Source organism: Myroides sp. N17-2 (genome assembly GCF_002286775.1).
GTDB lineage: Bacteria > Bacteroidota > Bacteroidia > Flavobacteriales > Flavobacteriaceae > Flavobacterium.
This window is the reverse complement of the sequence record NZ_NSGJ01000009.1, coordinates 58412-80194: the sequence shown is the minus strand read 5'-3', so window position 1 is coordinate 80194 and position 21783 is coordinate 58412. Positions and strand designations below refer to the sequence as shown.

At 35.4% G+C, this 21783-nt stretch carries 19 protein-coding genes; 10 read left to right on the top strand and 9 right to left on the bottom strand.

Annotation, left to right across the window (positions count from 1 at the left end; translation table 11 throughout):
• Positions 1-7: 7 nt before the first annotated feature.
• Positions 8-1369, top strand: coding sequence for an MFS transporter (locus CF599_RS06235; RefSeq protein WP_121965185.1), 1362 nt, complete (start codon positions 8-10; stop codon positions 1367-1369).
• Between the two features lie 216 nt (positions 1370-1585).
• The gene (locus CF599_RS06230; protein ID WP_121965184.1) at positions 1586-1978 is read left to right on the top strand and encodes a hypothetical protein; all 393 of its coding nucleotides are present in this window, start codon (positions 1586-1588) and stop codon (positions 1976-1978) included.
• Positions 1979-2135: 157 nt separating this feature from the next.
• On the opposite strand, the gene CF599_RS06225 is transcribed toward CF599_RS06230, so the two are convergent.
• Positions 2136-2645 (bottom strand): DinB family protein, encoded by a 510-nt coding sequence (locus CF599_RS06225; protein WP_158221769.1) that lies wholly within the window; start codon positions 2643-2645, stop codon positions 2136-2138.
• Between the two features lie 110 nt (positions 2646-2755).
• Here CF599_RS06225 and CF599_RS06220 point away from each other — a divergent pair, with 110 nt between their 5' ends.
• A complete protein-coding gene (locus CF599_RS06220; RefSeq protein WP_143824798.1) occupies positions 2756-4000 on the top strand; it encodes a transposase in 1245 nt (414 codons plus the stop codon).
• A gap of 109 nt (positions 4001-4109) precedes the next feature.
• On the opposite strand, the gene CF599_RS06215 is transcribed toward CF599_RS06220, so the two are convergent.
• Positions 4110-4754 carry a suppressor of fused domain protein gene (locus CF599_RS06215; protein WP_121965181.1) on the bottom strand — a complete coding sequence of 215 codons (645 nt, stop codon included), beginning with the start codon at positions 4752-4754 and terminating at the stop codon, positions 4110-4112.
• A 615-nt stretch (positions 4755-5369) separates the two neighbouring features.
• Here CF599_RS06215 and bshA point away from each other — a divergent pair.
• Both bshA and CF599_RS06205 read left to right on the top strand, forming a co-directional pair.
• Positions 5370-6506 carry an N-acetyl-alpha-D-glucosaminyl L-malate synthase BshA gene (bshA, locus tag CF599_RS06210; protein WP_121965180.1) on the top strand — a complete coding sequence of 379 codons (1137 nt, stop codon included), beginning with the start codon at positions 5370-5372 and terminating at the stop codon, positions 6504-6506.
• A gap of 164 nt (positions 6507-6670) precedes the next feature.
• Positions 6671-7327, top strand: coding sequence for a hypothetical protein (locus CF599_RS06205; RefSeq protein WP_143824797.1), 657 nt, complete (start codon positions 6671-6673; stop codon positions 7325-7327).
• A gap of 108 nt (positions 7328-7435) precedes the next feature.
• On the opposite strand, the gene CF599_RS06200 is transcribed toward CF599_RS06205, so the two are convergent.
• Together CF599_RS06200 and CF599_RS06195 are read right to left on the bottom strand one after the other, a co-directional pair.
• On the bottom strand, positions 7436-8086 hold the full coding sequence (locus CF599_RS06200; RefSeq protein ID WP_121965178.1) for a DUF6266 family protein: 651 nt from the start codon (positions 8084-8086) through the stop codon (positions 7436-7438).
• Between the two features lie 331 nt (positions 8087-8417).
• Complete coding sequence (locus tag CF599_RS06195) at positions 8418-9269, bottom strand: DMT family transporter (RefSeq protein WP_121965177.1); 852 nt, start codon at positions 9267-9269, stop codon at positions 8418-8420.
• Positions 9270-10145: 876 nt separating this feature from the next.
• On the opposite strand from CF599_RS06195, the gene CF599_RS06180 reads away from it, so the two are divergent.
• The 3 genes from CF599_RS06180 (at position 10146) to CF599_RS06170 (ending at position 13158) form a co-directional block, all read left to right on the top strand.
• Positions 10146-11018, top strand: a complete 873-nt coding sequence (locus tag CF599_RS06180) for an AraC family transcriptional regulator (protein WP_121965175.1) — start codon at positions 10146-10148, stop codon at positions 11016-11018.
• Positions 11019-11095: 77 nt separating this feature from the next.
• On the top strand, positions 11096-11800 hold the full coding sequence (locus CF599_RS06175; protein ID WP_121965174.1) for an ankyrin repeat domain-containing protein: 705 nt from the start codon (positions 11096-11098) through the stop codon (positions 11798-11800).
• A 20-nt stretch (positions 11801-11820) separates the two neighbouring features.
• A complete protein-coding gene (locus CF599_RS06170) occupies positions 11821-13158 on the top strand; it encodes an amidohydrolase (RefSeq protein ID WP_121965173.1) in 1338 nt (445 codons plus the stop codon).
• A 322-nt stretch (positions 13159-13480) separates the two neighbouring features.
• Here the strand turns inward: CF599_RS06170 and CF599_RS06165 are convergent, their stop codons facing one another.
• From CF599_RS06165 to CF599_RS06150, 4 genes are all read right to left on the bottom strand, one after another.
• Positions 13481-13828 (bottom strand): DUF2853 family protein, encoded by a 348-nt coding sequence (locus CF599_RS06165; protein ID WP_121965172.1) that lies wholly within the window; start codon positions 13826-13828, stop codon positions 13481-13483.
• Between the two features lie 67 nt (positions 13829-13895).
• Positions 13896-15551 carry a 2-succinyl-5-enolpyruvyl-6-hydroxy-3-cyclohexene-1-carboxylic-acid synthase gene (gene menD / locus CF599_RS06160; RefSeq protein WP_121965171.1) on the bottom strand — a complete coding sequence of 552 codons (1656 nt, stop codon included), beginning with the start codon at positions 15549-15551 and terminating at the stop codon, positions 13896-13898.
• A gap of 60 nt (positions 15552-15611) precedes the next feature.
• Positions 15612-16208: a glutathione peroxidase gene (locus tag CF599_RS06155; RefSeq protein ID WP_121965170.1), complete on the bottom strand. Its 597-nt coding sequence runs from the start codon at positions 16206-16208 to the stop codon at positions 15612-15614.
• Positions 16209-16278: 70 nt separating this feature from the next.
• Positions 16279-16725 (bottom strand): GNAT family N-acetyltransferase, encoded by a 447-nt coding sequence (locus CF599_RS06150; RefSeq protein ID WP_121965169.1) that lies wholly within the window; start codon positions 16723-16725, stop codon positions 16279-16281.
• A 464-nt stretch (positions 16726-17189) separates the two neighbouring features.
• On the opposite strand from CF599_RS06150, the gene CF599_RS06145 reads away from it, so the two are divergent.
• Positions 17190-18029 (top strand): prephenate dehydratase, encoded by an 840-nt coding sequence (locus CF599_RS06145; RefSeq protein ID WP_121965168.1) that lies wholly within the window; start codon positions 17190-17192, stop codon positions 18027-18029.
• Positions 18030-18080: 51 nt separating this feature from the next.
• Here CF599_RS06145 and CF599_RS06140 read toward each other — a convergent pair whose 3' ends face one another.
• Entirely contained in the window at positions 18081-18665 is a 585-nt protein-coding gene (locus tag CF599_RS06140) for an O-methyltransferase (protein ID WP_121965167.1), read from the bottom strand.
• Between the two features lie 138 nt (positions 18666-18803).
• Here CF599_RS06140 and CF599_RS06135 point away from each other — a divergent pair, with 138 nt between their 5' ends.
• Entirely contained in the window at positions 18804-20726 is a 1923-nt protein-coding gene (locus tag CF599_RS06135) for an OmpA family protein (protein ID WP_121965166.1), read from the top strand.
• The last annotated feature ends 1057 nt before the right edge of the window (positions 20727-21783 follow it).

Here is a 21783-nt window from a genome sequence, read left to right as displayed (position 1 = left end):
TAAATATATGAACGAATATAAGAATAGATGGAGTATACTCCGCTATTTAGTTATCGGAGCTTTTTTATCTCCTTTAGATTACTTTATTGTCAATATGGCGCTACCTGCTATTAAGGCATCGTTTCACGCTACAGAGAATCAGTTGCAGATGGTTATTGCTATCTATGGATTGACTTATGCTGCCTTAGTGGTGTGCAGTGGAAAATTAGGTGATATGTATGGAAGGCGTACCGTGTTTACGACAGGACTGTGGATCTTTTTATTGTCTTCGTTAGCATGTGCTTTTTCACCAACTATAGGATGGCTGATCTTCTCTCGTTTCTTACAGGGAGTAGGCGCTTCTTTGCTTGCACCACAGGTATTAGCGTCTATCCGCATCCTGTTTGACGAATCAGAACGAGCGAAGGCATTGGGTGTTTTTGGTTCTGTTTTTGGCTTAGCGGCTATCGTAGGGCAATTATTAGGAGGAGTACTACTAAATATACACTTGTGGGGACTGACTTGGGAGATTATCTTTTTGGTTAATGTACCTGTAGCAGCAGTGTGTTTATATGGTATTTATGCAAATATGGAGAAAGAACAAGTACAGAGACAGAAGCTTGACTATATAGGCGTAGTCCTTGTGATCAGTGCCTTGCTTTGTTTTATTACGCCACTTATTTACGGGAGAACGTATGATTGGGCATGGTGGATATTCGCGCTTGTCGCCTTGAGTTTAGTCTTGGTAACTTTATTTGTCAAGTATGAACAGTATAGAGAAAGACAAAGCAAATCAGTACTCTTATCTATTGCGCTGTTTCAAAACAAAAGCTTTGCTTATAATTTGCCAATTATCTTGTTTTACAACTTTACAGCAGGGCTATTTATTTGTTACCCTTATTACCTTCAGTCTTACCTTGGTTGGGAAGTGCTAACTGCGGGTATTGCTATCTTGCCTTATGGTGTAGGGTTTTTCTTGGGACCTGTATTATTTGCAAGAATAGAGAAGGCAACTGCCTTTTGGGTGAAATTAGGTTTGGGGCTATTGTTAATCTCTTTTGTAACTTTAGGGGGATTATTTAGTCAGTATAACGAACCTAATGTAATGATGCACATCATGTTTTTATCTGCAGGGTTAGGACACGGAATACTAATGCCTGTGATGATGAAAGAGAGTATACGCAGCATAGCAGTAGAGCAAGTAGGGCAGGCGTCAGGTATCGTGAGTACTACTATTCAAGTAGGGAGTGTATTAGGAGGTGCTATTATCGGAACAATATTCTTTAGTTTAAGTGGAGTAGTAGGTTATCCTACAGCATTTGCTATAGCAATATCCGTTATCGGATTCGTACAATTAATAAGTATAGGATTTTATATAAAAATGAATTAGGTGTTTTGTTGTTTTGGTCTTTTGTGATTTCGGTTTTTTGTTTTTTCGTAAAGAGAAATTGTCGATTACAAGAACACAACATCACGACATCACAGGGCCAAACGTTAAGAAAATGTCTAGTAGACATTTTTAGTGATGGAGCCAGCCGGCGCGCGAGGGTATTAATCACAGAACAACAACATCACGACATCACGACATCACAAAAAAACAAAAAATATGAATAATTTAGAATTAGGAAAACAACAGGTAATCGACTTTCACGTCAATATACAAACTTGGTTTAATGGAACTGCAACAGATAAGGAGTCAGTATATAAGGCTATAGTAAGTACATTTGATCCATCATTTGTAATGACGAATGGCGATGGTAAAAGTATGGGGTATGATACGTTCACACAATGGCTAACCACTGCTTATGGAATCTTTCCAACAAGACAAATAGAGGTTAAGGATATAGCAGGGTACGCTACTTTCGGGCATATCATAGTGGAGTATATAGAAATACAACAGACTGATGAGGTAAGAACAGAAAGAGAATCTTCTGTCGTATTTACCTTAAAAGAAGGTAAAGCAATGTGGTATCACTTAGTAGAGCGTTGGGTTTTTTAGGTTTTAACAGTTAACGGTGGACAGTTAACAGTTCACGGTTTTTAGTCTTGCGTTTAAACGGCTATTAACCTTACGAAGTGATAAAGTGAAATGGATGTGATATAGTGTGCGGGTATTTGTGTGAAGACGGAAGACTTCATACAGCAGGTTAGTGTGACTAAAAATAATGTGAATGTATAAAGTTTATATGATGAATCTGATGACCTATCATATTGAATCCCATCGCTTCTACAGAGATTCTATGTTTCCAATTAATACCTGATTTTCTAAAATCACATTGATCAAATGCATTAAAAAGAGCTATAGTTGCTTTTCTAACAACTATTAGCTCTTCTATAATTTGTTCTAAAGACCTATTGTTAGCTTTAGAATGACTAGCTATAAGTTGTTCATCGAATGTTATTACATAGTTTTCATTACCTCTTACGAATTGAAGTGTACCAGAACATAGTATTCTTTCTATGTCTGCAATATGCTGGAATACTTCATTAATTGTCCATTTATTAGGAGCATATGTTTTTAACCCAATGTTGTTTAGCAATGAGTAATTGACAGATTCTAGTTGTTTTAAACTTGCGTCAAATGCTTCAAATAGATCAATGTCTTCAACTAAGTTTATGTACTTGTCAAAGTATTCGGGCATATTAGTTATTTCACTTTTTTTCATATAACAATAGTCCGCTAAGAAGTAGCATAAACGATTGATTAACAATAAAATAAAGTAAAAAAAGAGTAAATAAAAATAGGGTAACTCGCTGATATTTAGTATCTTTAGTCTTGCGAAAAAAAGGACAAACATCGGAGTTACCCTGCATCAAAAGTACAACTTTAGATCAAAAGGGCATAGGAAAAGAAAAGAAAGTTGATATCAGAACCACAAAAGGTTTTATGGTAGTTGCATCTCTGTTTTTAAGTATTCGTGGTAGAATCAACTTTTTACAACTAGAGCGTTATTCTGATAGAAGTGAGTCGGGATTTCGTGTGTTTTTTGAAAGAGACTTTGATTTTCTTTCATTTAATATCGCATTACTCAAGCCACATTTAAAAGGTAAAACTGCACTAGCTTTTGACCCAAGTTATATTTCTAAATCTGGAAAAATGACACCCGGAGCAGGCTATTTTTGGTCGGGTTGCGCTGCCAAATCAAAGTGGGGATTAGAGTTTAATGGAATAGCAGTACTCGATTTAATACGTAAAACAGCCTTTCATCTTGTAGGTTTTCAAACCGTAGAAATACTGGAACAAGAGAAACAGTTAGAATTTTATGCTCGAAAAATTCTTGAAAATAAAGAAGAGTTAAAAGATGTTTCTAAGTTTTTAGTGGCAGATGCTTATTTTTCAAAGTACACCTTCATAGAACCTATGTTAGAAGCTGGTTTTCAGGTAATATCACGACTTCGAAAAGATTCTGTTCTAAGGCATTTTTACACAGGTGAACAGAAAAAAGGGAAAGGAAGAAAGAAGATGTATACCAATAAAGTAGATTATAAAGATATTGATAAGAGCTGTGCTAGATTGGTCAGAGACGATAAAAAGGAGAAAATATATACGCTTAAAGCGCATTCAAAATCACTGAAAAGAGAGATAAATATTGTTATCGTTTACACACGTAATAGCAAAGAAGAGTTCACACACAAGACATACTTCTCAACTGATCTTACTTTAGAGTGGGATGAAATATTAGAGATGTATCGTCAGCGTTTTCAAATAGAATTTCTATATCGAGATGCTAAACAATTTACTGGGTTAAATCACTGTCAAGCTAGAAGTGAAAAGAAGCTACATTTTCATTGGAATATGTCTTTAACAGCTATTAATTTGGCTAAAGTTGAGCATTGGATTGCTTTAAAAGATCAAGAACCTAATGCAGATGTTCCCTTTTCTATGAGTGATATTAAAACACATTATCACAATGAGTTACTGCTGAAACGATTTATTTCAATGTTCGGTATAAACTCCGAACTCGCAAAAAATAAACGTAAAATAGACCAACTACTTGATTTCGGGAAGATAGGATGCTAGAGTTAGTAGCGGAGTATTGATATAATGCTTAAACAAATTACTTCTTTGTTGATATATCGCAACATCACGCTCGCGCAGATTTGCAATCTGTGTGATCACAACCCAAAAACTACTTCCTATCAAGGTCTGTAATCAACAAAGGATTATCTTGACGCAACTGTTCGATTAACTTTTCTGTCTCTGTAGTCATAGGATTTGCTAATAGAGTATCATATTCTTTCTGTGTAATTCCCACCATCTGTAAGAAATCTATACGTCCATTAGGTGTTTCTAAAGTACCTAATTCAGGATCTTTTACAAAAGCGATAGCTACTAAATCGGTATCATAGTCTAAGCGAATAGGGCCATTAGCCGGAATAAAGTGAAACTCTTCAAACCACTTACCTGAGTTGAATACGTATTTTGCCAAGTTGTTCATTAGGTTCATTGCCCAATGGATATTCTCATCACCCTGTTTCTTTAGACGCATCGTCATTTCAAAACCATATCCACTGTAATCATTGTTTACTCCTTCTTCATTGTAATACAAATCTGAGAAACCAAAAGTAGTAATATGGAAGTGGTCAGTCTGCTTGTCGCTTTTATATACACTTAGCCCATCTAATGGATTCTCTCCACCTAAAGAATATGGGATTGCATTACCGAAGTGCTCAGGCTGTTGTTCTCCGTATAATTCTTCTAGGTGATCAGATATAGCATCCCATCCCACAGGATCTTCTTCATTATATTTTTGTTTGTATTCTTCTAAAGTCATTGTTCTACATTTTTTGCGTTAAACAAATATAACCTTAAATATGTAACTACCATTTACTGAAAATTAATTTCACTCTTTTTTGTATAGTTCATCCTCTATAAGGCTTTGTAATTTAGTAGTTAACAGTTTTAGACTTATGTTTAAAAGGCTATTCATCTTACGGAGTGATAAAGTGAATTGGACTGTTAAACTGATTATTCTTACGAAGTCTCTAACGGCCTTAACAGGGTCGAGCGTTATTAAAACATCTAGTAGATGTTTTTAGCGAAGAAGCCAGGCGTTGCGGAGGCAGAGTGTCAATAGGTGCAAATTCTTAGAAACAAAATTCTGTTTGACCGAAGGGAGTTAATTTTGTTTCAGAATTTGTGCCGTAATTGACCGCTTAGTAGTTACAGCCTTGATTTTTTTGTTTACTTTTTTTATCAAGAAAAAAAGTAAAAGAGAAACCGCGTAGCGAAAAAGCTTAGTAAGCAATATAAATTATTGATATGATTGCTCTGTAAACAATAAACGATTCACTAGCCTCTTCTGACATGCATCAAAACGTTAAAAATAATTTGTGTTACAAATAATAGAATTATCTTTAACCAATCAAAATAAGCAGTTATATACAATATGAAAATAGCCATCGTATGCTATCCTACCTTTGGAGGTAGTGGTGTAGTAGCCACTGAATTAGGATTGGAGTTAGCAAAAAGAAATCACGAGGTGCATTTTATTACTTATAGTCAACCTGTACGTTTAGCCCTGCTAAACCCTAATATATACTATCACGAAGTAAATGTACCCGAGTACCCATTATTCCATTATCAGCCTTATGAACTTGCCTTGTCAAGTAAGTTAGTAGATATGGTCAAATTATTTAAGATAGATGTGCTTCACGTGCATTATGCCATTCCTCACGCTTATGCAGGGTATATGGCGAAGCAAATGCTGAAAGAGCAGGGTATCAACTTACCAATGATTACAACACTACACGGAACGGATATTACGTTAGTAGGGAATCATCCTAACTACAAGTCAGCGGTGAGTTTTAGTATTAATAATTCAGACTATGTTACTTCTGTGTCTGAGTCGTTAAAGCAGTCTACACATTGTCTATTCGGTACAGAGAAAGAGATACATGTCATCCCTAACTTTATCGAAGTGAAAGGGGTAGATTGTGAAGATACTCCGTGTAAACGTAGTGCGATGGCAGGAAAAGACGAAGTCATTATCACGCATATCAGTAACTTCAGAAAAGTAAAGCGCATTGAGGATGTAGTCTCTATATTCTACGGTATCCAAAAAGAGAGACCTGCCAAATTAATGTTAGTAGGGGATGGTCCTGAGAAAGAGCGTGCTGAGCGTCAAGCCTTAGAGTTAGGTATCTATGATAAGATTATCTTCTTCGGTAACAGTAACGAGATAGAACATATCTTATCTTATTCTGACTTGTTCTTATTGCCTTCTGAGACTGAGAGTTTCGGTCTTGCTGCACTAGAAGCAATGGCGATGGGTGTACCTGTTATCTCAAGTAACACAGGGGGACTTCCAGAAGTGAATGAACCAGGTATATCAGGGTATTTAAGTGATGTAGGAGATGTCGAAGATATGGTTGCTAACTCACTGAAGATATTAAAAGATCACGATACATTATGTGGGTTTAAACAACGTGCACGTGAAGTAGCGAAGAAGTTTAGTATCGATAAGGTATTGCCATTGTACGAAGAGATTTACAAAGCAGCGATAGCGAAGAAAGAGGAGTTATAGAAGTTGTCTATATCATCTAGTCAATATAGTAAAAGGGAGTCAAGTTATTGGCTCCCTTTTTTTTGAGTTATTCAGAAATTATATTATGAAAATAGTTTTATAAAGTATTAATATATCGTAGTTTTATTAAAAAGTTGATTATAATAAATATTGGATACCTAATTATGAGTAAAATAAAATATTTAGTTCTTTTTATAACGATTGGCGTTGTGTTTAATGCTTGTGCATTTAAGGCTAAGGAAAAAGTTATCCCATATGATGAAAGTTCATTAGTAGATTTTAAGAAGATTCTATTTGAACGTTTTGATCCAAACTTAAGAGTGTGGAGACTAACTTTATGGAATGGAGAATCATACTCTCCTTCTTTAGGGGGAATAAATGTTCTTTATGAAACAAGTAGTTATGATGAAAGAGAAAGGAATTATTCAGTATTTAATGATACTGTAGTAGAGCATGATCCTTTTCTAATTCAAAGGGAAAGAGACGCACCTAAGCACACTAAAACTTTAAGTGATTTGGATTTAGATTGGATCGTTTCAGATTTTAACGAGGCTGTATCTCAAATAAAAAGAGATTCTGTTAAAGACTACCAAAGCTTTACATTGAGTGAATATATTTTTAACGTTAGTAATGATTATAGAGAACAAGATGAAGAAGAGGCAAAGAAACCATTTGGGAAATTAGAGTATAAAGTAGATGTTGTTTTTAAGATTGAGGCTTTAATAGAAAGAAAAGAAGGTGGAAGTACACTATCTCATAGATTTAAGTTTTCAAGAAAAGAAGGTGAGAAATTAGAATTGGATCCAAGTTATTTTAATTAGCAAGACACAATTGTTTAAAGTGCTTAGGATATTGTCAATATAGTAAAAGGGAGTCAAGTTATTGGCTCCCTTTTTTTATCTCTCTTTTTTGAAGATTTATAACAGTCCTTAATCTAAGTAAATTGCCTTGTGGTATATACTAGTACTATTAAGCGTCTTATCTTGATTCGTCCATACGGTCCAAAGATGTACAATACCAATAACCCAATCTTTCGGAAGAGAGACAATTCCCTCTTCGTCTTCACGCTGACCAATATTTTCAACGATGTGAAATGCATTGTTTTGATTGTGAAAAAACACAACAGATAATAGGTCATTTGCGTTTGTTAAGCTATTGTGACTATTGTCTTCCCATTGTAGATATACTTGTTTATCCTCTGTCAGTTTTATCTCTTTAAAGTGAGCGACGGGTAATATCCCTATAGCCACGGTTACCTTATTAATGAGGAGCAAAGGGGTATTATCTATGACATCTAAACCTTGTTTTAATAGTATAGAACTAGCCTGATCCGTACCTGTAAGCATACTCTTTTTTCCTTGAATAGGAGGAATGTGATTATTGATAAATGGTTTGAGCGTTTTTAAGAAACGCGATACTAAAGTGAGTTTAGCTCTTTGTAGTAGCTGTTTTTCTGATGCAGGTTTGCCATTTGACGTTGGTAGAGAGCGTAATATTTTTTTATTTCTCCAGCGTACTCCTACTACAGTACCTACTTTTCCTATAGGTGGGCTAAGAATCCCGTCTTTGATGTGGGCCATAATTTATTGATTTTAAATGATTAATAATTATGGGGAAGATATGTTTTTGGTTATTGCAGTTTTACAACTAGGGGAGTAAACAGGAGTAAAACGGAGTAAAAGGGAGTAAATATAATTTATAAAGTTAATTCGTTGCCTACTTCGAGAAGGTTGTTTGCCCATTTCTTGCTGAACGAGACCATCTGAGCAAGTATACCGCAGTGATTATGCATATACTCGGCTATAAAGCGCAAGGGGAAATTAGGAATAACATCTAAGTTTTTTTACACAAAAAAAGGCTGTCTATTAAAGACAACCTTTTTATATAGTGGTATTATCAGAATATCTATGACTAAGCTTCTTTCTTAGTACTAAACATCGTAGAACCTACACTAGCAGTGATGACACAGGCGATAGATATCCACTGTATGAACGTCAAGTGCTCCTTTAAGAATAGCAATCCTGACATCGCTGCAAAAGCTGGCTGTAAACTTGTCAAGATACTAAAGGTCTTGGCAGGTAATTGCTTTAAAGCGATTAGGTCTAATGAGAAAGGCAATGCACTAGATAGAATAGCAACTAATACTCCTAACCCTAAACTAGTCCAAGTAAGGTTCTCTAATCCACCTGTGAATAAAGCTACAGGAATTACGATAAGTGTAGCGAAGACTAGACCTACTGATACAGCATGGTTCGTATTCATCTCTTTAGATACTTTACTTCCCATCACGATATAGCACGCCCAGAATACCCCTGCTGTAGCAGCTAATCCTAGACCTATAATATCTACGTTATTGGTTTGCCAAGGTACGATAAGTAAGATCCCTGCACAGGCAAACAGCGCCCATACAATATCTAGTAATTTACGCGATAAGAATAAGGCCAAGAATAAAGGACCTATAAACTCTATAGTAACTCCTAGTCCTAATGGTATACGCTGTATCGCTAGATAAAAGATCATGTTCATCAGGGCGATCGACCCTCCGAATAAACCACAATACATCCATTCTTTTTTAGAGAATTTAGAGATTTTAGGACGATTGATGATATTAAGTAAGATAGCAGATATTCCTATTCGCAGTGCAGTAGTACCTGTGGCACCTACTACTGGGAATAATTGTTTAGCTACAGATGCTCCTCCTTGTACACACATCATAGAGGTTAAGGCAGCAGATACTGCAGACGCTGTGGTGTTTTTTTTCATTTATTAGGTTTGGTTGTTACATTTAGAATATCTAATGAGGATATGAACTACAACTACAGTCTTTAGGTTAATGCGTAAATCTAAAATAATTATCTATAATATTCAAATAGAAGTTGAGGTGTTATTTGAATGGCGTGTAGAAAAAACAATGGTGTTCTCAGTTGCTTATTTTAAAGCAATTTTGGTATTATGCCTAATGAAATATATTTCTACCATTTAGCGACATTTCATAGCAAAAAGCCTTCTGAAAAACAGTTAAGATTAGATGTTTTAGAGCAAAAAGTACTTTTTAATTTGGTAGTTCAATATATAATTGTTTTCTTTGGCGTCGGTAATAGGAAAATAATCAACTTTTTAAGTTGTTTTTGTCTGCAAATGAAGGGAGATTACAGGAGAACAAAAAGGAGATAATATTACCCACTTCAATCAGAATAATTAATTCATCTACTAAATTAATATCACAGTTAAAGCTCATCCCTAGGGATGAGCTTTTCTTTTTTATTCCATTGCTTTCTGTGTGTATTTTTTATAACAATTTATCTTTAACCCATAATCAGCATTAGCCAAATACTACAAAGTAATTCTACTTTATAGTTCTTTCATTAGCTCTATAACCATACTATAGTATGCTGAAATCACTAATTCAGACCTATCTTGTATAATTGCCTTTCGTTTATCTGTCTATCGCTGATTCTGGGTTTAAGAAAGGCGTTTATAATGGGTCGTTGTACTAAAAGATAGTTACTTTTCTATTTAAAATATTCTCAATACGTGAAGTTTGCTATGTTTTAACTAAAAATAGTTTAACATACAGTTGTTTTGATTATTTTTAGCGACTAATAATGACAAACAAAAGTAATTAACCATACTAATCACGTGAAGAAAACTACCAAAATCAAAACACTGTCGACCTCTACTATCCTTGGGGAAGATACTTCTGACATTACATTATTTAAACATATAGAGAAAGGAAAGAATGATCTCATTGCTCCCCACAAGCATGACTTTTACTTTATTTTCTTCGTAGAAGAAGGAGGAGGTTTCCACGATATCGATTTCGAGAGAATAGATGTTGTAAATTATCAAGTATTCTTCCTTAGACCGCAACAAGTCCATTATTGGCTATTAGAGAACCATACTATAGGTTATCAGCTAATGTTCTCGCCTACGATATTACAGTCTTTAAATACATCATATAGCCCTTTAGCTTACTTTCAACTTGGTGCACCTAACCAAATGTTATTATCAAAAGATGCTTTTGAGAAGTATAAAGCGGACCTCAATGAATTAGAGGGTAGGTTGGCTAAGAACCTGACTATTGATAGAGAGATTTCGCTACTGTCTTTTCATTTGCTATTAAAACACCTTCATAAGGATTATTCTAATTATCATCAGGGAGTAGACTCTCAGAGTATAGATAAGAATATCTTAAAGTTCGAGGAGTTATTAGAAATACACTTCAGAGAGCAAAGTAGTGTTGCTTTCTATGCAGGGATACTAAAGATTACACCTAATTACTTAAATATACTATGTAAGAAAGTGTTGGGAACTAATGCAGGGTCACTTATTCAGAATAGGATGTTGTTAGAGGTGAAGAGACTTTTGATAACAACGAATACATCTGTAAAAGAGATTGCTTTTTCACTTTCGTTTAACGATACAAGTTACTTTAATAACTTCTTTAAGAAACAGATGGGTATGACTCCTGGAGAATTTAGAACAAGTTATAAAAAGTCCAATAATCTTTAAAGATAATACAACTTCTTTTCTGTCTGCGCTTCTATCTTTGTCAAGTGGGTTATTATTACTAACTAAATCAAAGAAATATGAGAAAGGCAAGACGAGTAGCTTTATTGGTATGTATTGGAATGATAGGCGGGACTGTTATGGCCTGCAATTCATCTGATGATACTAACGCAAAAGAAGTTGTAGATATGAAAGAAGATTCAATATATAATGCAATAAAGCAGAATGATGTTGTTCTAATTCAGCGTTTACTCAAAAGTAATGTTGATTTAGAACAACGCAATGCTAAGGGAGAAACTCCTTTAATGAGTGCTGTGTACTTAGAACGCAACGCTATTGCCAAGTTGCTAATAGAAGCAGGTGCAAATGTAAATGCTCAAGATAAAGTGCTTAACAGTCCGTTTTTATACGCTGGCGCTGAAGGCAATTTAGAAATAGTACAACTATCCTTAAAGCACGGTGCTGACTTCGCTATCTTTAATCGCTATAATGGGAGTGCACTTATTCCCGCGGCAGAGAAGGGGCATCTAGAAGTAGTCAAAGTACTCGTTAACTATCCTAATTATCCTATCGATCACGTTAATAGATTGGGTTGGACAGCCCTTATGGAAGCTATTGTCTTAAGCAATGGTGGAGCTGTGCACATCGCTATTGTGGATGAACTAATCAAAGGTGGTGTGGATGTTAATATTCCTGATGCAGATGGAATAACTCCTTTACAACACGCAATCAATAGAAAATATACCGCTATTATAACTCTACTTAAACAAGCTGGAGCCAAATAAGTCCTAATACTTTATGTCAAATGAATAGAAAACAGTTTCTAGGTTTAACGACTGCCGCAGCAGGTGGATTGTTTATGACCTCTTTTAACTCTTCTGAAGAGCAATCACAGAAGGGAAGCGATAAAACGCACGGTCAAGAGTTCGTGTTAATCAATGTACTTCTTGAAGATGGGTTTGATTATAATGACCAAGGTCAAGTAAGGTTTACTAAGACATCTTTATATGATCTTCATATTGCTAAGGGGATGATCGTGTCTATAGATATTGCAGGTACTAAGAGTTATGATATCCCTAAGATAGATGGGGGTAAGTTCTTACTATTACCAGGCTTTAGAGATATGCACATTCACATCGATAAGACATTCTACGGAGAACGCTGGTATGGTGAACATAAACCAGGTAGAACGGTAAAGGATATGATTGATTTAGAACGCAGAATAATACCTGGGTTATTAGTCAAGTCAGTAGAAAAGGCCGAAATGGCAATTGATCTAATGAATAGTCAAGGGACATATTTTGCAAGATGTCAGACAAATGTAGATCCTACAAGCGGACTGAAGAGTTTAGAGAATCTAAAGATAGCACTGGAGAACAAGAAGAATGTGATAGGAAGTGAGATAGTTGCCTTCCCACAACACGGTATTGTATATTCAGAGAGTGAAGCCTTGTTAAGAGAGGCAGCGCAGTTAGGTGTTGACTTTATCGGAGGCCTTGATCCCACTACGGTAGATGGTAATATGGAGAAGTCTCTTGATATTATGATACAGGTGGCTTTAGATTATAACAAGGGAATAGATATACATCTACACGAGGGAGCTAAGACAGGTATTCCCGCGATACAGTATATCTTAAAACAGGTAGAAGCAAATAAAGCCTTACAAGGGCGTACTTATATAAGTCACGGTTTTGCACTAGGACAAATAGAAGCAAAGGAATTAGCTGTTCTATCAGAGCAGATGAGTGCTAATGGAGTGGGAGTAATATCAACAGTGCCTCTAGGGCGCTCTATGATGCCTATTCCGACATTTTATAAGCATAAGGTAAGTGTTATGACAGGTACAGACAGTATCGTTGATCATTGGCAACCTTTTGGATCTTGTGATATGTTAGAGAAAGCGAAGCATTGTGCAGAACTTTATGGCTGGACAGATGAGTTGAGATTAAGTAGAGCATTGCAAATAGCAACAAAGGATCAAATACTTCCTTTAAGTGAGAATGGAGAACGCCAATGGCCTAAAGTAGGTGATTCGGCAGACTTCGTCTTGGTTAAAGCAAGTTGTTCTGCTGAGGCAGTAGCCCGCACTCCTGATAGAGAAGCAACTTTCTATAAAGGAAACAAAGTGTACACTAGGGTTTAGTGTTTTTTTGTGATTTTGTTTTTCTGTGATGTTGTTTTTTTGTAGGAGAGTATTACTCCTTTAAAAGATAATTAGACTTTCTTAAGCGTTTTTTTGTGGTTTTGTGATGTTGTTTTTTTGTGAAGTTGTTTTTTTGTGAAGTTGTTTTTTTGTGAAGTTGTTTTTTCGTTCAACTACTGTGCTGTCGCGGATTTGCAATCCGTGACGTGTATTTACACCCCATCACAACTTTGCTGTCGCGGATTTGCAATCCGTGATGTGTATAAAAAAAGGAGTTGCTCCTAAAAACAACTCCTTTTAAAGTACATATAACTATGTTACATTATTTTTTCTTGTAAACACTTTCTTTTTTGAAGTGTACAGTTAATAAATAATATACAACTGCTCTGTATTTATGCTTGTTTGATTGACCATATTTGTCCATCACAGCTTGAATACCTTTATCTAAATCTGGTCCGTCTTTAAGACCTAACTTTTTAATTAAAAAGTTATTCTTTACAGTAGCTAATTCAGATTCTGAAGAACCTGCTACAGTAGATGAATCTTGGTTATAAATAGATGGCCCACATCCGATAGTTACAGCAGTTAATAAGTCCATATTAGCTGTTACACCACACTTTTCTTTTAAATCAGCAGCGTACTTTTGAATTAATTCGTCTCTTTTACTCATAATTTTCTTTTTTATTGAGGACAAGATACGCAAAATATCAATACGTGTGAATTAATGGTTGTTAAAATTACATATTGCGAAAATATACACTTAAAACTGTATTATTAATCTCAGTTGGCGTAAATACTTCTAGGATACAAGGTGAATTATTTGCTTCAAAAAACGCTTTACACGCTGTGTTAAGCTCTTCTTCATTCTGTGCGGTAAGGTAATTAAACTTGTACATTTTCGCTAGATGCTCCGCAGTCAGGCTGTGACTTGTTTCAAAGAAAGTATTGAATACAGGCGTTTCTTTATGGCCTGGTAATATTCTAAAAATACCACCACCACCATTATTCAGTAATAGTATCTTAAAGTTAGCAGGGATGTAGTTATTCCACAACCCATTGCTGTCATATAAGAAACCAATATCTCCTGTGATTAGTAATGTAGGCTTATGAGAAGCTACAGCAGCACCTATAGCCGTAGAAGTACTACCATCTATTCCGCTAGTTCCTCTATTACAATAAACGTCATTAGACGCATCTATTTTGATTAATTGAGCATATCGGATAGCAGAGCTATTGCTAATTTGCAATTGTGTCTGTTGAGGTAGATGAGCGAATAATATCTCGAATACCTTCAGATCACTAAATGGGATAGTCTCTAGATAGGCATTGTGTTTCTCTAGACGAGCTTCTACGATAGCTTGTATCCAAGGGTTATAAGTTGACTCAACACTTGGAAGAACGTGTTCTTTGATGCTTTGGAAGAAGTTCTCAGGTGTATCTAATACGGTTTTATTTAGCGCATTATACGTGTCATAGTGTCTTAACGTATCTATATGCCAATGCTGAGCAGGCTTATATTTGCGCAAGAAAGCTTTGATACGCTTACTTACAATCATTCCTCCGAACGTAATCAATATATCTGGTTGGAAAGCTAGGAAGTCCTCTTCTGAGAAAGTAGTGATAATCCTATCGATGTGCTCTACGTAAGTAGGATGGTGTAGGTTAGAAGTCGTTTCTGTCATCACGATAACAGAAGGATCACTTGCTAACCAATCAATGACAGCATCACTCAGTACTCCTGGGTTATTAACTCCAACCAATACTAGTTTTTTAGAGGCAGCCTTATAGTCTGCTATATATTGGTCATATTCTGTAAACTGAAGAGGTAGTTCCTCTATCTCTAGGAGAGTAGGGGACACAGTCAGTGTATCTACTGTGTTGTATAACGGCTCTTCAAAAGGAGCATTGATATGCACAGGTCCTTTCTGAGCTATCGCAGTATTAATGGCATTATTAATAAGGATATCATTCTCTTGATTAGCTTCTTCAGATAGATTGGCATTATAGATAATGTGATTCTCATAGACATTGCGCTGTCTGATAGTCTGTCCATCTCCGATGTCTATCTTAGAGGTAGGTCTATCAGCAGAGATGATGATCATCGGTATCTGACTGTAGAATGCTTCTGCCACTGCTGGGTAGTAGTTTAGTAGTGCTGATCCTGATGTACAGACTAGGGCTATGGGAAACTCCCTTTGTTGAGCGATACCCATACCGAAGAATGCTGCACAGCGTTCGTCAGCTAAACTATAACAAGTAAAAAAAGGATCACTAGCGAACCCTATGGTTAAAGGTGCGTTACGTGATCCTGGTGATATGATTATATGTTGAATATTCTTTGCTTTACAAATTTCAATAATGCTTTGTGCTAGTTCTATTTGTGGATAGTTCATAATTAAAAAGTAAAACCCAAATATACGAACAAACGAGCTGTATTGAATAGGTAAACCAACTTATTTTGTCTTAACCCAAGCTTTGATTTCTGGATCGTCAGGTAGTGTTCTAGGGCTGATAACTTTAACTAGGTGACCTGATTCGTCGATTAAGTATTTTTGGAAGTTCCACGTTACTTCGCTGTCTTCTAGTCCGTTTTTAGATTTCTTCGTTAGGAAGTCATAGATAGGTGCAATATCAGCTCCTTTGACAGATATTTTGTTCATCATTGGGAATGATACACCGTAGTTTTGCTCACAGAAAGTAGCGATTTCTTCATTGCTACCTGGTTCTTGTGATCCAAAGTTATTAGCAGGGAAACCAACGATAACAAAGTTGTCTCCTCCGAACTCGTTATACATACTTTGAAGTTGTTTGTACTGAGGAGTTAATCCACATTCAGAAGCTGTATTTACGATCATTATTTTCTTCCCTTTAAGCGTAGCGAAGTCAAATTCATTACCTGAAAGGTCAGTTACTTTAAACTGGTAAATACTCTTTTTGTCTTTTGGGGCTTGTGTCATAATGGGTGTTTTGGTATTAATATTTGTAAGGTGTGTATTTGCAAATGTTGGTGCGAAAGCTAAAACAGTAGCTATTGCCAATAACTTTTTCATAGTGAGTTGAGTTTTAAATTGATGTGAAAGTACAAAACGATTTTTAAACAGTTTATTTTTTAACGCATAATTACGAATGATAGCGCATTACATACATATCTAGCCCTGGAGCCCAATAGTCCTGCTGAACTTCAATTAAACTGAAGTTGTGTTTCTCAAAGAACTTGTAGACTACCTGTGAGGTGCGTACTTGTATGGTTTTGATTCTCTTATCTTGAGTTAGTATCTCTAGTCGATGTTTTAGCAGTAGCGAACCGGCACCTTTGCGGTGATAGTCAGGATGTAAGAATCCCCAACTTAATGCTGCTGACTCTTTATCAAAATCTCTATTGACCCCTGCGGCTCCTATAATTCTATTATTATCTATAGCAACGAAGTATAGGTCTAGATACTGATCTAGGTATTCTGCCAAGTCAGCGACTTCATCTTGTGCAAAATAAGTAGGGACATTGAGTTGCAAGATATCTAGTAGCTCTTGTTTATCTGTTGTTTGATATGGTCTGATGGTGATGTTCATAGGGTAAGAATGTTTTTATAAAGATAAGGTAACTTCTGTGTAATAATAATATTTTATAACGATTGTGTGCTGAATGGTTGTGATATATATTGTGGCTACTTGGTCACGACAATATATATATCATTTTTAGCCCATTACACTTTTCCTTTCATAAGTGTAATCTTCTTTTAAGCGCAAGTTAAAAACCGTTCACTGTAAACAGTCAACCGTAAACTATCAAAATAACCCACCACATTTTCCTTTCATAAGTGTAATCCTCTTTTAAGCGCAAGTTAAAAACCGTTCACCGTCAACTGCCCACCTTTCAATGACTATATAGACTTATAAAAGGAAATTGTATCGAACAAAAAACCGAAAAACCAGAATCACAAAATCACATAAATAAAACCTTTGATAATAATCAGAAACTTATAACTTTGATAGTTCACGTGAAGTGAGACCACAAGCCAATAAATTATTAGAATATGAAGTCAGTAGTCATTCAGGGAATTAAAGGATCTTTTCACCACGAAGCAGTGGGTAAGTTCTTTAATCCAGAACAAGTAGAGATAGTAGATAGTCCTACTTTTAATTCGTTAGTAAAACAAGTAGTAAGTAAAGAAGTAGATTATGGTATGATGGCTATAGAGAATTCTATCGCAGGGTCGATATTACCAAATTATTCCTTGTTGACTAAGAATGACCTGTATATTTTGGGGGAAATAGCCCTACCGATTAAACATCATTTGTTAGCCTTAAAAGGACAGAAGTTAGACGATATCACGGAAGTACGTACACATCCGATGGCTTTATTACAGTGTGAGAATTTCTTAGATCAGTATACAGATTGGAAACGATTAGCGATGGATGATACCGCAACGTGCGCGCGTAATATTCAGCAGAATCAGTTAACAGGCGTTGCCTCTATCGGATCTTCATTAGCTGCACAGATGTATGATCTGGAGATATTAGCAGATAATATCCACGATGTATTTGATAACTATACTCGCTTTTATTTGTTAAGTAGAGAGCCTAAGAAAGTAGAGGGGTTTAATAAAGCATCCCTATTCTTTTATACAGATCATCAAAAGGGAAGTTTGAATAAAGTATTAGAGATACTTGCTTCTCACGATCTAAACTTGAGTAAAATACAGTCGATTCCTTTGTCAGGAAGTGTGTTTCAGTATTCTTTTCACGCTAATGTAGTGTTAGTGAATCAAGACTATGATTTGTACTATAAGGCAATAGAGGAAGTCGCTAAAGCTACGAGATACTTAAAGGTACTTGGAGAATTTAAAGAAGATAAATTAGTTATATCAGAATAGAAATAAACAAAAAAGCGTGAAGTAATTCACGCTTTTTTGTTTATAATAACCTTATTGTTTACTCACTAATAATAATCCTGCTCCTATAGGAAGGATCACTTTTTTATACTCATCTTCCTTGATCATGTCGATAAACTCTTTTACCTCTTCTTCGTGAGAGACTACATTATCTACCACTAATAAGTTTGATTCGTTCTCGTCTAATAAGCGTTTTAAGTCTTTCCAGTAGCTTGTATAGTAACTGCGTTCTGCATCTAATAATATCATATCAAAATGAAGTGTAGTATCAGCTAAGTACTGCCCCGCATCGTAAGTCAATAACTCAACATAAGACTGTAAGTTGAACTGCTTTAAGTTCTCAAAAGCTTTATTCGTTCTGTCTCTTTCGATATCGATAGAGATTACTTCTCCTTTAGTGTGAGATACAGCCTCTGCTAACCACAGTGTAGAGAAGCCATTTGAAGTACCTAGTTCTAGTATTTTCTGTGCATTCTTAGTCTTGACTAATAGGGAGATAAACTCAGCAGATTCAGGCTCTATATTACGCCATTTGTCTAATCTATCTGTTTTTTGGGCGTCTTCTTGTTTAAAGGTATCGTATAAAGAAAGGAATTCTTTTTTTAGTTGAATGTTCATTGGGAAAGTTTTTGTCTGTTCAGACAACTAATTTACAGAAAAAGCGTTAGTATAATAAGTAATTAAAAGAGTATTTTTGATTAATGATTAGTAAGAATAGAGTATATTTATACCTATTCATCTATATAATAGAGAGATATGAGGATTTTCCTGATGGTATTACTGTGCAGTTTGAGTATCACTGTACAAGCAAAAAAGAAACCTAGCTTAAAGCGAGCTGACAAGTATTATAAAAATACGGAGTATACAAAAGCTGCAGAGGAGTATAAACGATTACTTAATGGTAAGCGTACAGCTAACTATATTTACTTGCAGTTAGCAGATTGTTACGATCGATTACATAAAGATATAGATGCATCTAGATATTATGGCAAGGCTATAGATCAGAATGACTCTACGCTGAAGCCTGAGGTATACTATAAGTATGCAAAGGTTATGGAACGCAATGGTCGTTATGAAACAGCTAAGGACATGATGCAGCAGTTTACTTCTAAAGCACCTACTGACTCTAGAGCGAAGGACTTTTTAGCCAAACCTGATGCACATAAAGCACTAAAGGATAGGGAGCCTAATTATATGTTTCAGGAATCAGGACTTAACGATTTTCAGTACGATGATTATGGAGCATGGCTAAGCCCAGGAGATACACTTTATTTTGTCTCTAATAGAACCAAGCAAGAGAAGAAGTGGATGCGCAAGATATTTGAAGTAAGAGATAAATGGGAACGCAAGCCTAACTTTGACTTATACACAGCGGAGTTTAAAGATAAGTATGAACCTATAAAAGGAGTAGCGCGTATCAAAGGGCGTGTTAATAGACGTTTTAATGATGGTACTACCGTCTTATCTAAAGATGGTAAGCGTATGTACTTCGCTTCTGAAGCCTACCGCAATCGCAAGTTTAGACGAAATGATAAGGTGAAGCAGAGAGATCATCTGATGAGTCTATTCTATGCACAGAAGAAGAAAGACAAATGGAAGAAGATAAAACCAATGCGTTTCACTCGTGCGGGATATATGTATACGAATCCTGCTGTATCACCTGACGGCAAGTTCTTATACTTCGCCTCTAATATGCCAGGTAGTTATGGAGAGTTAGATATATGGCGTACACCTATCTTAGAAGATGATGAGTTTGGCACACCTGAGAACTTAGGATCAACAATCAACTCAGGTACTCGTAATGATTATCCATTTATTGCCTCAGATAATAAAATGTACTTTGCCTCTGATCGATGGGGGGGGTATGGAGGAATGGATGTGTATGTAGTAGATCTAAGTAATACAGTGAGTACACCTGCCAACTTAGGAGAACCTATTAATACAGCTAAGAACGACTTTGCGTTTAGTTACTATCCCGCTAAAGAGATGGGGTTGTTCTCATCGGATAGGATAGGACGTACGGATATCTATAAAGCATTTCCTCTTTGTTTTGTTGAGTTTAGAACGATGCTGAAGAGCAAAGGCTTTAATCAACCTGTAGCAGATGCTAAAGTAGAGTTTATTAATACGAGAAGAATAGTAGAAGATAAAGGTGTATCTAGCAGAAGTGGAATGGCTAGAGGAGAGATTAAATGTAAAGAGACGTATAAAGTAAAAATCTCTCATCCTGATTACTTAGACGAACTTATTGATATCACTGCTAATGCTGAAGCAGGAGTGCAGACGATAGATGTATTATTAAGACCATTAGACGAATTAGTAATCGGAAAGGATAAGATCGAACTAGGAGATATACAGTTTGCCTTTAATCAAACAGAGATTACAGAGAATAGTAAGTTTGAGTTAGATAAGTTAGTAAAAGTAATGAAGAGATATCCTGCTATGAGAATTAAGATTAACTCTCACTCAGATAGCAAAGGTAGTCCTGCTTATAATTTAAAGCTGTCTAATGAGAGAGCTAAAGCTACATTAGAGTATATCGTCTCTCAAGGAATAGAGAATAGTAGATTAGAATCTCAAGGATACGGATCACAAGAACTAAAAGTAGAATGTGCACCGTGTACTGAATGGGAAGATGCACAGAATAGACGATCAGAATTTATTATTTTACAACGATAATAACATTTGATTAAAGAGAAAGGCAGTGAGTCAGTGATGATTCACTGCCTTTTTGCGTTAAACCCAAAATCAGCGATAGACAGATAAGCGAAAAGTAATTATACAAAATAGGTCTGAATTAGTGATTTCAGCATACTATAGTATGGTTATAGCGCTAATGAAAGACCTATAAAGTAGAATTGCTTTGTAGTATTTGGCTAATGCGGAATCTGGGTTTATGGGCATTATATTTTATTGTATTTGATAGATTGTATTCCTGATTATTGATGTGAGAGTTAAATAATTTATGTTAATTATAAGTTAAATATTGTGTTTTTAGGGTTCACGAATAGTGAATAGACTGCATGTAGTAGCTGAAGGTATATACTGTTATTTAGGGTATTAAGTTTAGTTAATTTGTGAAGTTCATGAAGAATGATTGTGTTTTTTATATTTTAATGTGGGGGGATTTAGTGTTTGTTAATTGTGAAAATTATCATAAAGAAACTGTTTTTTGTAATTGGTGATTATTGTTTTTAGTAAAACTACAATTGGTGAATTTGCTATAAAATGGCAATATTTAGAGGGTTTGCAGGGGGTGAAAACATTTATATATTTGCCCTGTACAAAAAACATAACAACATATTATTGATGTAAAAGAGTTTGTTAAATAGAGTGGTTTTTAGATGTTTATTTTTTATTATTCTTAGTAATAGTATTTTTTCATAGTCATTAGAAACATCAACTGTAGCCAAGTTAATCACATCTATATAATATAACGTTGCATCAACAGAAAGTCTTATTGTCAATATATAATCACCTTTTAAAAGGTTGATGATGTATAAAGGCTTTTAAATTTATAACCCTCTTCTAAGCTTGATTTAATTCTTTATATTATTGCTTATGAAAAAGAAATTTTTTTTTTGAAAGCTTGAAGAGGGTTTTTTATGTACTTAAATGAGAAGTGTTAATTAAAGAAAAGGACTTTAGTGGGGTCCGAATAAGGTGTTTTTCAAATTGTTTTATAGGAAAAGAGAGGCAGGGGTGCCTCTCTTTTTCTTTGTAGTAAAAAAGCCTA